10 protein-coding genes and 1 pseudogene are annotated in these 15923 nt (G+C 58.9%); 6 read left to right on the forward strand and 5 right to left on the reverse strand.

All coding sequences use genetic code 11. The annotated features are described in order from the left end of the window. The first annotated feature begins 76 nt into the window (after nucleotides 1–76). From BWI95_RS03735 to BWI95_RS03760, 6 genes and pseudogenes are all read left to right on the forward strand, one after another. Nucleotides 77–1599, forward strand: a pseudogene (locus BWI95_RS03735) (sugar ABC transporter ATP-binding protein). Nucleotide 1600: 1 nt separating this feature from the next. Further along, the gene (locus tag BWI95_RS03740; protein WP_208864610.1) at nucleotides 1601–2602 is read left to right on the forward strand and encodes an ABC transporter permease subunit; all 1002 of its coding nucleotides are present in this window, start codon (nucleotides 1601–1603) and stop codon (nucleotides 2600–2602) included. A 40-nt stretch (nucleotides 2603–2642) separates the two neighbouring features. Further along, on the forward strand, nucleotides 2643–3584 hold the full coding sequence (locus BWI95_RS03745) for an ABC transporter substrate-binding protein (protein ID WP_042712719.1): 942 nt from the start codon (nucleotides 2643–2645) through the stop codon (nucleotides 3582–3584). A gap of 47 nt (nucleotides 3585–3631) precedes the next feature. Beyond that, the gene (locus BWI95_RS03750; protein ID WP_023478366.1) at nucleotides 3632–4318 is read left to right on the forward strand and encodes a D-lyxose/D-mannose isomerase; all 687 of its coding nucleotides are present in this window, start codon (nucleotides 3632–3634) and stop codon (nucleotides 4316–4318) included. A gap of 11 nt (nucleotides 4319–4329) precedes the next feature. Then, nucleotides 4330–5190: a ketose 1,6-bisphosphate aldolase gene (locus BWI95_RS03755; RefSeq protein ID WP_054803068.1), complete on the forward strand. Its 861-nt coding sequence runs from the start codon at nucleotides 4330–4332 to the stop codon at nucleotides 5188–5190. Further along, nucleotides 5190–6188, forward strand: coding sequence for a carbohydrate kinase family protein (locus BWI95_RS03760; protein ID WP_076769029.1), 999 nt, complete (start codon nucleotides 5190–5192; stop codon nucleotides 6186–6188). The genes BWI95_RS03755 and BWI95_RS03760 overlap by 1 nt, the downstream gene beginning before the upstream one ends. 238 nt (nucleotides 6189–6426) lie before the next feature. Here the strand turns inward: BWI95_RS03760 and glgP are convergent, their stop codons facing one another. From glgP to glgB, 5 genes are all read right to left on the reverse strand, one after another. After that, nucleotides 6427–8874 carry a glycogen phosphorylase gene (glgP, locus tag BWI95_RS03765; RefSeq protein WP_054803069.1) on the reverse strand — a complete coding sequence of 816 codons (2448 nt, stop codon included), beginning with the start codon at nucleotides 8872–8874 and terminating at the stop codon, nucleotides 6427–6429. A 19-nt stretch (nucleotides 8875–8893) separates the two neighbouring features. After that, nucleotides 8894–10327, reverse strand: coding sequence for a glycogen synthase GlgA (gene glgA / locus BWI95_RS03770; RefSeq protein ID WP_023478535.1), 1434 nt, complete (start codon nucleotides 10325–10327; stop codon nucleotides 8894–8896). Nucleotides 10328–10418: 91 nt separating this feature from the next. After that, nucleotides 10419–11702, reverse strand: a complete 1284-nt coding sequence (gene glgC, locus BWI95_RS03775) for a glucose-1-phosphate adenylyltransferase (protein ID WP_023478337.1) — start codon at nucleotides 11700–11702, stop codon at nucleotides 10419–10421. Continuing rightward, nucleotides 11696–13693 carry a glycogen debranching protein GlgX gene (gene glgX, locus BWI95_RS03780; RefSeq protein WP_054803070.1) on the reverse strand — a complete coding sequence of 666 codons (1998 nt, stop codon included), beginning with the start codon at nucleotides 13691–13693 and terminating at the stop codon, nucleotides 11696–11698. Before glgX ends, glgC begins: the two co-directional genes overlap by 7 nt. Next, nucleotides 13690–15876: a 1,4-alpha-glucan branching enzyme gene (glgB, locus tag BWI95_RS03785; RefSeq protein ID WP_054803071.1), complete on the reverse strand. Its 2187-nt coding sequence runs from the start codon at nucleotides 15874–15876 to the stop codon at nucleotides 13690–13692. Before glgB ends, glgX begins: the two co-directional genes overlap by 4 nt. Nucleotides 15877–15923: the final 47 nt, after the last annotated feature.

Below are 15923 nucleotides of genomic sequence, written 5' to 3' on the forward strand. Positions count from 1 at the left end.
TATGAACAGCTTCTGACATTCTCCATTTACCAACGTGTGATGAAGTGCGTAAATCGTCACTCGCAGGAGCTTCGTCATGCCAAATGTGCCCGTGCTGGAGATGCGTAATATTGCCAAAGTGTTCGGCAAGTTTTACGCCCTCAAAGGGGTGGACCTGACGGTCTGGCCCGGCGAGATCCATGCCTTAATGGGAGAGAACGGTGCCGGCAAAAGCACGCTGATGAAAATCCTCGCCGGGGCCTACACCGCCACCAGCGGCGAGATCCTGATCGACGGCACGCCTCACACCATTCGTGGGCCAAAAGATGCCCTCGGGGCAGGCATCACCCTGATCTACCAGGAGATGCAGCTCGCGCCGAATTTAACGGTGGCGGAGAACATCTTTCTCGGCAGCGAAATCGCACGCGGCGGTTTGGTGCAGCGCAAAACCATGGCGGCGCAGGCGCAGGCGGTGATTGACCGTCTCGGTGCCAATTTCAGCGCCACCGACCGGGTGATGAAGCTGACCATCGCCGAGCAGCAGCAGGTGGAGATCGCCCGCGCGCTGCACCGCAACAGTCGTATTCTGGTGATGGATGAACCCACCGCCGCCCTCTCCTCCCGTGAAACTCACCGCCTGTTTGAACTGATCATGCGCCTGCGCGATGAGGGGATGGCGATTATCTATATCAGCCACCGCATGGCGGAAGTGTATGAGCTTTCGGATCGCGTCAGCGTGCTGCGCGACGGCCAGTATGTGGGCAGCCTGACGCGCGACAGCCTGAATGCCGCCGAACTGGTGCGCATGATGGTCGGGCGACCACTCAGCGATCTGTTTAATAAAGCGCGCGATATCACCCCGGCAAACCGCGCCTCACCGTTCACCATCTCACCGATGGCGGCAAGATCCAGCCGGTCAGCCTGCAGGTGCGCGCCGGTGAAATTGTCGGCCTTGCCGGGCTGGTTGGTGCCGGGCGATCCGAACTGGCGCAGCTGATCTTCGGCGTGCGCAAAGCGACTGGCGGCATGATTGAGATCGATGGCGAACCGGTGGTGATCCACTCCCCGCGTGCGGCGATCGATCTCGGCATCGGCTTTTTGACCGAGAACCGCAAAGAGCAGGGGCTGTTCCTTGAACTGGCGGCGCAGGAGAACATCACCATGGCGACGCTGGAGCGCGATGCGTCATGGGGCATGCTGAACCGCAAAAAGGCGCAAACCCTCTCCGATGACGCCATCAAATTACTCAATATTCGCGTGCCGCACGCGCAGGTACGGGCAGGCGGTTTGTCCGGCGGCAACCAGCAAAAACTGCTTATCTCGCGCTGGGTGGCGATTGGCCCACGCATCCTGATCCTTGATGAGCCGACGCGCGGCGTTGATGTCGGTGCGAAGAGCGAGATCTACCGGATCATGAACCAGATGGCGCGCGAAGGGGTGGCGATCCTGATGATCTCCAGCGAACTGCCGGAGGTGGTCGGCATGAGCGACCGCGTCTACGTGATGCGCGAAGGCACTATCGCCGGCGAGTTGCAGGGCGAGGCTATCACCCAGGAAGAGATTATGACGCTGGCGACCGGCGTTAACGACACCCATCACCAGGCGGTACACCATGACTGAAATGAAACCACACCCGGCCACCACGCCGCAGCAGGAGGCCAAATCTGCCTCCTCCAAAAAAGTGCTGATGGGCGATCTGATGCAAACTGTCGGCATCCTGCCGATTCTCATCCTGATCGTCGCGGTTTTTGGCTTTATCGCGCCGAACTTCTTTACCGAGAGCAACCTGCTCAACATTACCCGCCAGGCATCAATCAACATCGTGCTGGCGGCAGGTATGACCTTCATCATTCTGACCGGCGGGATCGACCTTTCGGTTGGTTCGATCCTCGGCACCACGGCGGTGGCGGCGATGGTGGTATCGCTGATGCCGGAGCTGTCGATGCTCTCGGTGCCCGCTGCGCTGATGCTCGGCCTGCTGCTCGGCCTGTTTAACGGCGCGCTGGTCGCCTTTGCCGGGCTACCGCCCTTTATCGTCACGCTCGGCACCTATACGGCGCTGCGCGGCGCGGCCTATCTGCTGGCGGATGGCACTACCGTTATCAACTCCGATATCAGCTTTGAGTGGATCGGCAATAACTACCTCGGCCCGGTGCCTTGGCTGGTGGTGATCGCGCTGGCGGTGATTGCGGTGTGCTGGTTTATTCTGCGCCGCACCACGCTCGGCGTTCATATCTACGCGGTCGGCGGCAACATGCAGGCAGCGCGCCTTACCGGCATCAAAGTGTGGCTGGTTTTACTCTTCGTCTACGGCATCAGCGGGCTGCTCTCCGGCCTTGGCGGGGTGATGAGCGCCTCGCGCCTCTACAGCGCCAACGGCAACCTCGGCATGGGCTACGAGCTGGATGCGATTGCGGCGGTCATTCTCGGCGGCACCAGTTTTGTCGGCGGTATTGGCACCATCACCGGCACGCTGGTCGGCGCGTTAATCATCGCCACCCTTAACAACGGCATGACGCTAATGGGCGTCTCCTACTTCTGGCAACTGGTGATCAAAGGGGCGGTGATCATCATAGCGGTGCTGATTGACAAATACCGTACCCGACACCATCAGGCAGCATAATAAAACCCTACAAAACAGTAACATAAGTGAGGATTACAGCATGCGTCTTAAACCTCTTGTCACCGCGCTCTGCGCCACGGCCCTGCTCGCCGCGACACCGTTCGTTCAGGCGAAAGAACTGAAATCTATCGGCGTTACGGTAGGCGATCTCGCCAACCCCTTCTTTGTGCAGATCACCAAAGGCGCGGAGCTGGAAGCACGCAAGCTGGCGGGCGATAAGGTCAAAGTGACGCTGGTCTCCAGCGGCTACGACCTCGGTCAGCAGGTTGGCCAGATTGATAACTTTATCGCGGCGAAGGTCGACATGATCATCCTCAACGCCGCGGATTCAAAAGGCATCGGCCCGGCGGTTAAGCGGGCGAAAGAGGCCGGAATTGTGGTAGTGGCGGTGGACGTGGCGGCAGAAGGTGCCGACGCGACAATTACCTCCGATAACACCCAGGCGGGCGAAATGGCCTGTAAATACATCACCGATCGCCTGAAGGGCAAAGGCAATGTGGTGATCATCAACGGGCCGCCGGTTTCCGCAGTACAGAACCGTGTCGAAGGGTGCCAGAAAGAGTTTAAACGTCACCCGGATATCAAGGTGCTCTCGGATAACCAGAACGCCAAAGGCAGCCGTGAAGGCGGGCTGGAAGTGATGACCTCCCTGCTGGCGGCGAACCCGAAAATCGATGGCGTGTTCGCGATTAACGATCCGACAGCGATCGGTGCCGATCTGGCAGCCAAACAGGCACAGCGTAACGAGTTCTTTATCGTTGGCGTCGACGGCAGCCCGGATGGTGAAGAGGCGCTGAAGCGTAAGAACTCGCTGTTCGTTGCCACCCCGGCGCAAGACCCGCAGGTGATGGCGGCGCGCGCGGTGGAGATTGGTTACGACATTCTGCAAGGCAAGCCCGCGCCGAAAGAGCCGGTGCTGATCCCGGTGACGCTGATCGATAAGCAGAGCGTTGCCAACTACAAAGGCTGGACGGTGAAATAAGCCCTCTCCCTCCCCGCGCGGGAGGGAAAGCGCCATACGGAGAGACGATGAAACGCTCTGCCATTAATGACATTCTCGGCCACACGCGGCAGTTTTTCTCGAAGCACGACGTGCATCTGCCGCCTTTTGCCAGCTTTGCGCCGACCCAGTGGCGTGAGCTGGATCATGAGGCGTGGCGTGAAGTGTTCGAGCTAAAGCTGGGGTGGGATGTCACCGCCTTTGGCGGCGACAACTTTTACGCCGAGGGGCTGACGCTCTTTACCCTGCGCAACGGCTCGCCGGACGGTGCGCCTTTTGCTAAGTGCTATGCAGAGAAGATCATGCATGTGCGCGACGGGCAGCTAACGCCAATGCATCTGCACTGGCGCAAGCGCGAGGACATCATTAATCGCGGCGGCGGAAACTTAATTATTGAACTGTGGAACGCGGATGCGCAGCACCAGACTGACAGCAGCGACGTTACCGTGGTCATCGATGGCTGCCGACACACGCACGCGGCGGGCAGCCAGCTGCGCCTCTCACCAGGGGAAAGCATTTGTGTCACACCGGGGCTTTATCATAGCTTTTGGGGCGAGCCGGGGTTTGGCGATGTGCTGGTCGGCGAGGTCTCATCGGTTAACGATGACCAGCACGACAACCACTTCCTCAACCCGGCGAACCGCTTTAGCGACGTGCTGGAGGATGAACCGGCACATCTGGTGCTCTGTAATGAGTACTCACTCTTTTTAGGGTAAAGGAGGCGGTTATGCCCATGATCTCTCTCGCCGCAGGGCTGGCGCATGCGCGCGAGCACCAGTATGCCCTGGGCGCATTTAACGTGCTCGACTCCCACTTTCTGCGCGCGCTGTTCGCCGCCGCAAAGCGTGAGCGCTCGCCGTTTATTATCAATATTGCCGAAGTGCACTTTAAGTATGTCTCGCTGGAGTCGCTGGTGGAGGCGGTGAAGTTTGAAGCCGCGCGCAGCGATATTCCGGTGGTGCTTAACCTCGATCACGGGCTGCATTTTGAGTCGGTGGTACGCGCCCTGCGCCTCGGTTTCAGTTCGGTGATGTTCGACGGCTCCGCGCTGGAGTATGAAGAGAATATTCGCCAGACTCGGGAAGTGGTGAAGATGTGCCACGCCGTGGGCGTCTCGGTGGAGGCAGAATTAGGCGCGGTTGGCGGTGATGAGGGCGGCGCGCTGTATGGCCACGCCGATGAAGCCTGCTTTACCGATCCGGCGCTGGCGCGGGAGTTTGTCGATCGCACCGGCATCGACACGCTGGCGGTCGCCATCGGTAATGCGCACGGCAAATATAAGGGCGAACCGAAGCTCGATTTCGCCCGCCTCGATGCCATTCGCCAGCAGACCGGCCTGCCGCTGGTGCTGCATGGCGGTTCGGGCATCAGCGATGAGGATTTTCGTCGCGCCATTTCGCTTGGCATTCATAAAATCAACTTCTACACCGGCATGTCTCAGGCGGCGCTTGGCGCCATTGAGCAGCGCATGGCGGATCGCCAGCCGCTGTATGATGAGTTCGCCCAGTTGCTGCTCAGTGTTGAAGAGGCGATTGCCGATACGGTGGCCGGGCAGATGCGCATCTTCGGCAGCGCGGGGCAGTGCTGATGGCCCGCCACGGGGTTATCGCCGCCGGCAATATGCTGGTGGATCACGTCCACCATATTGCCCAGTGGCCGGAGCGCGGCTGGCTGGCGGAGATCGTTCAGAGCGAGCGTTCGACGGGCGGCGCGCCGCTTAATGTGCTGCTGACGCTGGCGAAAATGCACGTTGGCCTGCCGTTGCAGGCGGTCGGGCTGGTGGGTGAAGATGGCGACGGCGACTACATTATGGCGATGCTCGATCAGTACCATGTCAATCGCCAGCATGTGCAGCGCACCCCTTCCGCCCCAACCTCGATGTCGCAGGTGATGACCGATCCCTCCGGCCAGCGCACCTTTTTTCACTCGCCCGGTGCCAACCGGCTGCTGGATATCGACGCGTTTGAGACGCTTAACGGCGAGATGAAGATCTTCCATCTCGGCTATCTGCTGCTGCTCGACAGCCTTGATAAAGCTGATGAGGTGTACGGCACGCGCAGCGCGCGGCTGCTGGCGCAGATGCGCGAGCAGGGGTTTGAGACCTCGCTCGATCTGGTGTCGCGCAAAGGTGACCCGCGCTATAAACCGCTGGTGCTGCCCTGCCTGCCGCACCTGGATTATCTGGTGATCAACGAGTTGGAAGCGGGCGAGTTCAGCGGCCTGCCGATGCGCACGGCGCAGGATAAGCCACACGTTGAGAATATTGGCCGCGCGGCGGCGCAGCTTTTGGCGGCAGGGGTTAAACAGCGGGTGGTAATTCATTGCCCGGAAGGGGCGTGGGGTGAAACACCGGATGAAGCCGGAGCGTGGATCCCGTCGCGGATGTTAAGCCAGGCGGAGATTGTCGGCAGCGTCGGAGCAGGCGATGCCTTTTGCGCCGGATTTTTATACGGTTGCCATGAAGCGTGGCCGTTAGCGCACAGCATTCAGTTAGCCCATGCCTGCGCCCGCGCCAGCTTGTTGTCCGCCAACGCGATTGACGGCGCGAAAACCCTCGAAGAGTTACAGCTTGATATCGCGGTTTAGACCTTCGTCGGTCGGGAAGTTGTAGGCCGGATAAGCGTTAGCGCCATCCGGCATGGGGTGCCACATGCAGCACACCGCCGGATGGCGGCTGCGCCTTATCCGGCCTACGCGGTTTCAGCCACACCGTTCCACATATTCACAGACCGGGGACATTCGTAGGCCGGATAAGCGTTTAGCGCCATCCGGCATGCGGTGCCACATTCAGCACACCGTTCCACATATTCACAGACCGGATGAGCTAAAGGCGCACCGGCTTGATGTTCCAGATATGCTCCGCGTACTCCTGGATCGTGCGGTCAGAGGAGAAGTAGCCCATGTTGGCGATATTGCGCATCGCTGTGGTGGTCCACTCTTCCGGATGCTGATAGAGCGCATCCACTTTATCCTGACAGTCGACATAGCTGCGGAAATCCGCCAGCACCTGGTAGTGGTCACCAAAGTTAATCAGCGAATCAACCAGATCGCGGTAGCGGCCCGGATCCTGCGGGTTAAACAGACCGGTGGCGATCTGCGTTAACACCTGGTGCAGCTCTTCATCTTTTTCGTAATACTCGCGCGGTTTGTAGCCCTGACGACGCAGCTCTTCCACCTCATCCGCGGTGTTACCAAAGATAAAGATATTCTCCTCGCCGACGTGATCCAGCATCTCCACATTCGCGCCATCCAGCGTGCCGATGGTCAACGCACCGTTAAGGGCGAACTTCATGTTACTGGTGCCCGACGCTTCGGTGCCCGCCAGCGAGATCTGCTCTGAAAGATCCGCCGCCGGAATGATCACCTGCGCAAGGCTGACGCTGTAGTTAGGGATAAAGACCACTTTCAGCTTATCGCCGATATCCGGATCGTTGTTGATTACCTGCGCGACATCATTGATGAGATGAATAATGTGCTTCGCCATGTAGTAAGCCGAGGCGGCTTTACCGGCAAAGATATTGACGCGCGGCACCCACTCCGCCGTCGGATCGGCCTTGATGCGGTTATAGCGGGTGATGACGTGCAGCACATTCATCAGCTGACGTTTGTACTCATGAATACGTTTGATCTGCACATCGAACAGCGCTTTCGGGTTGACCACCACATTTAGCTGCTGGGCGATAATCGTCGCCAGCCGCTTTTTGTTCTCCAGCTTGGCATGGCGCACCGCCTGGTTCACCGTCGGGAAGTCGATATGCTGCTCAAGCTCGCTCAGCTGGCTGAGATCGGTACGCCAGGTGCGACCGATATGCTCATCCAGCACTTCCGAGAGCGACGGGTTAGCCAGCGCCAGCCAGCGGCGCGGCGTCACGCCGTTGGTGACGTTAAGGAAGCGCATCGGGAAGATAGCGGCGAAATCGGCAAACAGCGACTGCACCATCAGGTTGGAGTGCAGCTCCGAAACGCCATTCACTTTATGGCTCACCACCACCGCCAGCCACGCCATCCGCACGCGGCGGCCGCTCGACTCATCAATGATCGACGTGCGGCTCAGCAGCTCGATATCGTTCGGGTGCTGCTCCTGCAACGTCTTCAGGAAGTAGTCGTTAATTTCGAAAATGATTTGCAGATGGCGCGGCAGAATTTTGCCGAGCATCTCGACCGGCCAGGTTTCCAGCGCTTCGCTCATCAACGTATGGTTGGTGTAGGAGAAGACCTGGCAGGTCACTTCAAACGCCTCGTCCCAGTCGAACTTATGCTCATCAATCAGCAGACGCATCAGCTCCGGGATCGACAACACCGGGTGGGTGTCGTTGAGGTGAATGGCGATTTTATCCGCCAGGTTGCTGTAGGTCTGATGCAGCTGGAAGTGGCGATGCAGAATATCCTGCACCGTCGCCGAGACCAGGAAGTACTCCTGGCGCAGACGCAGCTCGCGCCCGGAGTAAGTGGAGTCATCCGGGTAGAGCACGCGGGAGACGTTCTCGGAGTGGTTCTTATCCTCCACCGCCGCGAAGTAGTCGCCCTGGTTGAATTTACCGAGGTTAATCGCGCTACTGGCCTGCGCATTCCACAAACGCAGCGTATTGGTCGCGTCTGTATCATAACCGGGGATAATCTGGTCGTAGGCCACCGCGAGGATCTCTTCGGTTTCAACCCAGCGGCTCTTTCTCCCCTCCTGCTGAATGCGCCCGCCAAACCGCACTTTGTAGCGCGTGTTGTGGCGTTTGAACTCCCACGGGTTGCCATACTCCAGCCAGTAATCGGGGGACTCTTTCTGACGCCCCTCGACGATGTTCTGTTTGAACATGCCGTAATCATAGCGAATGCCGTAGCCGCGCCCCGGCAGCCCGAGGGTTGCCAGCGAATCGAGGAAGCAGGCTGCCAGCCGCCCGAGGCCGCCGTTACCTAAGCCCGGATCGTTCTCTTCGTCGATCAGCTCTTCAAGGTCGAGGCCCATCTCATCCAGCGCATTTTTCACATCCTCATAAATCCCGAGCGAGAGCAGCGCGTTGGAGAGCGTACGGCCAATCAGAAACTCCATGGACAGGTAGTAGACCTGGCGCACCTCCTGGGAGAGTTGCGCGCGGGTGGAACGCAGCCAGCGCTCCACCAGCCGATCGCGAACGGCAAACAGCGTGGCGTTCAGCCACTCATGTTTGTTAGCGATAACCGGATCTTTACCGATCGTGAACATCAGTTTATAGGCAATCGAGTGTTTCAATGCCTCGACACTTAGTGTCGGTGAAGCATAGGTAAACGGAGCATTCATATGCGTGATTCCTGGAAAACTATTTCAACCGAGTGTAAAGATCGCGGTATGACTGCGCTGCGACCTGCCAGCTAAAATCCATTGCCATTGCCTGGCGCTGAACAAAACGCCACAGCGAAGGACGGGACCACAATACGAAAGCACGACGAATCGCGCGAAGCAACGCTAATGCGTTGCTGTCCTCAAAAACAAACCCGCTGGCCACGCCGTCGGCGAGGTTCTCCAGTGAGCTGTCAGAGACAGTATCGGCTAACCCGCCGGTGCGTCGTACCAGCGGCAGGGTGCCATATTTCAGACCATACAGCTGCGTTAACCCGCACGGCTCAAAGCGGCTCGGCACCAGAATCACATCCGCGCCGCCCATAATGCGGTGCGAGAAGGCTTCGTGATAGCCAATCTGCACCCCTACCTGGCCGGGGTGCTCTGCCGCTGCCGCGAGGAAACCCTCTTGCAGCACCGGATCGCCCGCGCCGAGCAGCGCTAACTGACCGCCCTGCTCCAGCAAACCGGGCAGCGCTTCCAGCACCAGATCGAGCCCTTTCTGGCTGGTCAAACGGCTCACCACCGCAAACAGCGGCACTTTGTCGTTCACCTTCAGCCCCATGGCGATCTGCAGCTGGCGTTTGTTCTCCGCCTTCTCCTCCAGCGTGTCACGCGTGTAGCGCGCGCCGAGCAGCAGGTCAGTTGCCGGGTCCCAAATCTTCTCGTCAACGCCGTTGAGAATACCGCTCAGGCGGCCCTCTTTCTGGCGCTGGCGCAGTAACCCTTCCATCCCATAGGCAAAGTGCGGTTCGGTGATCTCCCGCGCGTAGGTCGGGCTGACGGCGGTGATGTGATCCGCGTAGTACAGTCCCGCTTTCAGGAAGGAGATCTGACCGTTGAACTCCAGCCCGTGCATGTTAAAGAAAGACCATGGCAGATCGATGTCATCCATATGCTGCGCATAAAACATGCCCTGGTAGGCAAGGTTATGCACGGTAAACACCGATTTCGCCGAGTGGTCTTTCAGCGCCATATACGCTGGCGTCAGCCCGGCGTGCCAGTCGTGCGCATGCACAATGTCCGGCCGCCAGAAGGGATCGAGGCCACAGGCCATTTCACTGCCGACCCAGCCGAGCAGCGCAAAACGCAGCACGTTATCGGTGTAGGCGAACAGGTTAGTGTCATGGTAAGGGCTACCGGGGCGCTCATAGAGGTGCGGCGCATCGATCATGTAGATCCCCACCCCGTTGAAGTGGCCGAAGAGCAGAGAGATCTTGCCAGCGAAAGTATCGCGGCGGGAGATCACTTTTGCGTCGGTTACACCACGGCGAATATCCGGGAACGCAGGCAGCAGAACGCGCGTATCTACCCCATCGGCAATTTGTGCCGCGGGCAGCGCGCCAATCACGTCCGCCAGACCACCGGTCTTCAGCAACGGAAACATCTCAGAACATACATGTAAAACCTGCATTATCGCTCCTGTCAAAACCGTTCGGCTCGCGTTGCCGTTCACGGAAAAACAGCACGCGGACCCCTTCCGCGCAAGGATGTAAGTGGTGCTTTCAACCTTGTAATTTGCGCAGCATTTCGCGCGTAACCAGCACAATGCCCTCTTCCGATCGGTAGAAGCGTCGTGCGTCTTCTTCTGCGTTTTCGCCAATCACCGTGCCTTCCGGTATCTCGCAGGCTCTGTCGATAATGCAGCGGCGCAGGCGGCAAGAGCGCCCGACCCAAACATCAGGCAGCAGAACCGCCGAGTCGATATTGCAAAATGAGTTGATGCGTACGCGGGAGAAAAGCACCGACTGCACAACAACCGATCCTGAAATAACGCAGCCGCCGGAAACCAGCGAGTTCAACGTCATGCCATGGCTGCCGGATCTGTCCTGCACGAATTTCGCCGGCGGCAATGATTGATTATAGGTACGGATAGGCCAGTTTTGATCGTACATGTCCAGTTCGGGCATGACCGAGGCCAGATCCAGGTTGGTTTTCCAGTAGGCTTCCAGCGTGCCGACATCGCGCCAGTAGGGCTCGGAATTCGGGTCGGATTGCACGCAGGACAAGGGGAAAGGGTGGGCGAACGCCATACCGGATTTGACGATTTGCGGAATAATATCTTTACCGAAATCGTGGCTGGAATTTTCGTTTTTATCGTCCGCTTCCAGCAGATCGTAGAGGTACTCGGCGTCAAAAATATAGATGCCCATACTGGCGAGCGCGCGGGTCTCATCACCCGGCATGCTTGGCGGACTGGACGGTTTCTCGACGAAGTCGATCACTTTGTCGTTCTCATCGACCGCCATTACGCCGAACGCGGTGGCTTCATGCACCGGCACCGGTAAACAGGCCACCGTACACTGCGCGCCCTTCTCAACGTGGTCGAGCAGCATGCGCGAGTAGTCCTGCTTATAGATATGGTCACCGGCCAGAATGACGATGTACTCCGCGCCGTAGCGACGAATAATATCGAGGTTCTGCGTGACCGCATCGGCGGTGCCGCGATACCAGTTTTCACCGTGAACGCGCTGCTGGGCGGGCAGCAGATCGACAAACTCGTTCATCTCGTTGTTGAAGAAAGACCAGCCGCGCTGGATGTGCTGAATCAGCGTGTGGGACTGATACTGGGTGATAACGCCGATGCGGCGGATGCCTGAGTTGATGCAGTTGGAGAGCGCAAAGTCGATGATGCGGAATTTGCCGCCGAAGTGGACGGCGGGCTTGGCGCGTTTTTTGGTTAAATCTTTCAGGCGTGTGCCGCGTCCACCCGCCAGAATCAGGGCGACGGATTTTAACGGCAGCTGGCGCGCCAACATTGTAGGGTCGTTCTTATCTAATCTCACCATGACTGACTCCGTTTATCTGACCGCTGAAAGAGGCACACGCCGTGCTTTGGTGCCTGCCAGACAGTTATCACCACCGGATTCTCTTCTCCGGCAAAGGGCGACAGGGCATGCCAGTCGCCGGTCGGTAACGCTATTTCCGCCAATTCAGAGGTGGCGTTCATCACAAGTAAGTAGTTATCCGATAACAGGATTTGCAGGCGAGGCGCCCCCTCCTGCCACTCCTGCGGCGTTAATGGCCGCCCATGCTGATTAAGCCAGGCGACATTGCCGTCACCCTCTTCCCACCACGCATCGTCCGTCAGCGCGGCGATGTGCGACCGCGCCTTGATAAGCGCAGCAGTAAAGTCGATTAACCCTTGGTCCGCCTGGCGCCAGTCGAGCCAGGTCAGCGCGTTATCCTGGCAGTAGGCGTTATTGTTCCCATGCTGGCTGTGGCCCATCTCGTCGCCCGCCAGCAGCATCGGTGTCCCCTGCGACAGTAGCAGCGTCGCCAGCAGCGCATGCTGGCTTGCGCGTCGACGCGCCATCACATCGGCGCTGGCATCCAGCCCTTCCACACCGTGGTTGAAACTGTGGTTATCGTTAGTGCCGTCGCGGTTATCTTCCCCGTTCGCCTGGTTGTGCTTGTGGTTAAAGCTGACGCAGTCACGCAGCGTAAAACCATCATGGGCCGTCACCAGATTGACCGTCGCCGACGGCAGGCGTCCGTTGCGTTTAAAGAGATCGCTGGAGGCGGCAAAGCGCCCGGCAAACGCACCCATCGGCAGCGACTCTGTCAGCCAGAAGCGGCGCGCGGCGTCGCGGAAATGGTCATTCCACTCGGCAAAAGGCGCAGGGAAACTGCCCACCTGATAGCCGCCTTCACCGATGTCCCACGGCTCGGCAATCAGCTTCAGATCCCGCAACAGCGGATCGTTTTGGATCGCCGCAAACAGCGGTGCCTGTGGGTTAAATTCCGGTGTGCGCCCCATGACCGGGGCAAGATCAAAGCGGAAGCCGTCAATATGAAACGTCTCGACCCAGTAGCGCAGGCAGGCGTGGGCATACTCCACCACCCCAGGCTGGCTCAAATTGAGGGTGTTACCGCAGCCGGTCCAGTTGTGGTAATCGCCATCTTCTCTGATCCAATAGTAGCTACGGTTGTCGATTCCGCGCTGGCTGAAGGTCGGGCCGGCAAGGTCCGTCTCAGCGCTGTGGTTAAGCACAATATCGAGGATCACTTCGATGCCCGCCGCGTGCAGCGCTTTCACCGCCGCGCGGAATTCGTTAATCGCCTGTTCAGGATCGTGGGCGTAAGCCGGATGCAGCGCAAAAAGCGCCAGCGGGTTGTAGCCCCAGTAGTTGCTCAGCCCGAGGCGTTGCAGGCGCTGCTCGTGAGCAAAATGGGCAATAGGAAGCAGTTCGAGGGCGGTGATGCCGAGCTGTTTAAACCAGGCAATCATCACCGGATGCGCGAGCGCTTTATAGGTGCCGCGGATCTCTTGCGGAATGTCCGGGTGCAGCCAGGTCAGCCCTTTGACATGGGCTTCATAAATTATGCTGTTGCCCCACGGCGTGCGCGGCGCTTTATCCGCTTCCCAGTCAAATGCGTCGTTGACCACCACGCTGCGTAAGCCAAGAGGCGCGCTGTCGTGGGGATCGGGTTGGTCGAAACCGGCATGGAACAGCGGGCTATCTATCGCCTCACCCTCCACGCGCCGTGCGCAGGGATCGAGCAGCAGTTTCGCCGGGTTAAAGCGGTGCCCCTGCGCCGGTTGCCACGGGCCATGCACGCGATAACCGTAGCGCTGACCCGCTTTCGCGCCGGGAAGAAAACCGTGCCAGATATCGCCCGTGCGCACCGGCAGATCGACGCGCTGCTCATTGCCCTCGGCGTCGAACAGGCACAACTCCACGCGCTCAGCATGGGCCGAGAAGAGGCTAAAGTTGACGCCCCCGCTCTGCACCTCTGCGCCGAGCGGGCTCGCGTAGCCGGCCGTCAGGGAGATCATTCCCCCTCCCGCACCAGCCAGATGGTGCCGAGCGGCGGCAGGTTGAGCAGCAGCGAGTTGTCACGCCCGCGGTTAGCAATCTCGTCGGTCTGCACCAGGCCACCGTTGCCGGTGTTGCTGCCGTGGTAGTGCATCGAGTCGCTGTTCAACACTTCGCGCCAGCGCCCCGGCTGGTTGATACCGATGCGGTAACCCGGGCGTGCGACCGGCGTAAAGTTGCTGACGACGATGATTTCGTTGCCCGCTTTGTCGCGGCGGACAAAAGCAAATACCGACGCTTCTTCATCATCCACCACCAGCCACTCAAAGCCGTAGGAGTCAAAGTCCATTTCATGCAGCGGCTTATGGTGACGATAGAGGGTGTTCATATCGCGCACCAGGCGCTGTACGCCGTGATGCCAGTTGTCGTCGCCTTCCAGCAGATGCCAGTCGAGGCTGCTGTCGTGGTTCCATTCGCGGCCCTGGGCAAACTCGCAGCCCATAAACATCAGCTTCTTGCCGGGGAAGGCCCACATCCAGGCGTAATAGGCGCGCAGGTTGGCAAACTTCTGCCACGCATCGCCCGGCATACGATCGAGAATCGACTTCTTACCGTGTACCACTTCGTCATGGGAGAGCGGCAGAATAAAGTTTTCGGTGTGGTTGTAGACCATGCCGAAAGTGAGCTTGTGGTGGTGATATTTGCGGAAGATCGGATCGAGCTTCATGTAGTCGAGCGTGTCGTGCATCCAGCCGAGGTTCCACTTGTACCAGAAGCCAAGACCGCCGCCTGATGGCGGGCGCGAGACGCCGGGGAAATCCGTCGACTCTTCTGCCATCGTCACTGCGCCCGGTGCCAGTTCGCCGATAATGCGGTTGGTGTCGCGCAGGAACTTAATCGCTTCGAGGTTTTCGCGGCCACCATATTCGTTAGGCACCCACTCGCCCTCTTTGCGGCTGTAGTCGCGGTATATCATTGACGCCACCGCATCGACGCGCAGCGCGTCAATGCCGAAGCGTTCAATCCAGTAGAGGGCGTTACCGACCAGGTAGTTGCTCACTTCCCGGCGGCCATAGTTGTAAATCAGCGTGTTCCAGTCCTGGTGATACCCTTCGCGTGGATCGCTGTGCTCGTAAAGGTGCGTGCCGTCAAACTCCGCCAGACCAAAATCATCGGACGGGAAGTGGCCCGGCACCCAGTCGAGGATCACGCTAAGACCGGCGGCGTGCGCGGTATGGATGAAGTGCAGGAAGTCGTCGCGGGTGCCGAAACGGCGCGTCGGCGCATACATCCCGGTAGGCTGATAACCCCAGCTGCCATCAAACGGATGTTCGTTGATCGGCAGCAGTTCAAGGTGGGTAAAGCCCATCCACTTGGCGTAAGGCACCAGTTGGTCGGCTAACTCACGGTAGCTAAGCCAGAAGTTGTTATCCGTATGGCGTCGCCAGGAGCCAAGATGCACTTCATAAATACTGATAGGCGCATCGAAATTGTTCGCCTGCTTGCGCTCTTCGCTCTGCGTTTTTTTGCCCGGCAGGCCGCAAATCAGCGAGGCGCTGTCGGGGCGCATCTGCGCTTCGAAGGCGTAAGGGTCAGATTTGATACGCAAATGACCGTTTGCATCGAGTAATTCGAATTTATAGAGCTGACCGTTGAGCGCACCGGGAATAAATAACTCCCAGATACCGCTTTCGCGGCGCAGGCGCATTGGGTGGCGGCGGCCATCCCAGAAGTTGAACTGACCGACCACCGACACGCGCCGCGCGTTTGGCGCCCAGACGGAGAACCGCGTGCCGACGACGCCATCCATCGTATCGGCATGGGCACCCAGGGTCTCATAGGGACGCAGATGGGTGCCTTCACTCAGCAGCCAGGCATCCAACTCCTGAATTAATGGGCCGAAACGGTAAGGGTCATCAATCAGATTCTGTTGGCCGTGCCAGAAGACGGCAAACTGATAATTAAAGGGATTTTTGCGGCGCGGCACGATGCCGCTGAAAAAGCCGCGGGAGTCGATACACTCCAGCTTCGCCACTTTACGCCCGGTTTTGGTTTCAATGACCCAGACTTCCGTGGCGTCGGGTAAAAGCGCGCGAACTTCCAGACCCGCATCGGTACGGTGCATTCCGAGAACAGAAAATGGATCGGCAAAATGGCCGACAATAAGCGCATTAATCACGTCTTTATCAACATGAACAGACATGGTTCTCATCCTGTTGTTGTGTTATCGCCTCTTCCACCGCCGTTGCG

This window comes from Kosakonia cowanii JCM 10956 = DSM 18146 (assembly GCF_001975225.1).
Taxonomy (GTDB): Bacteria; Pseudomonadota; Gammaproteobacteria; order Enterobacterales; family Enterobacteriaceae; genus Kosakonia; species Kosakonia cowanii.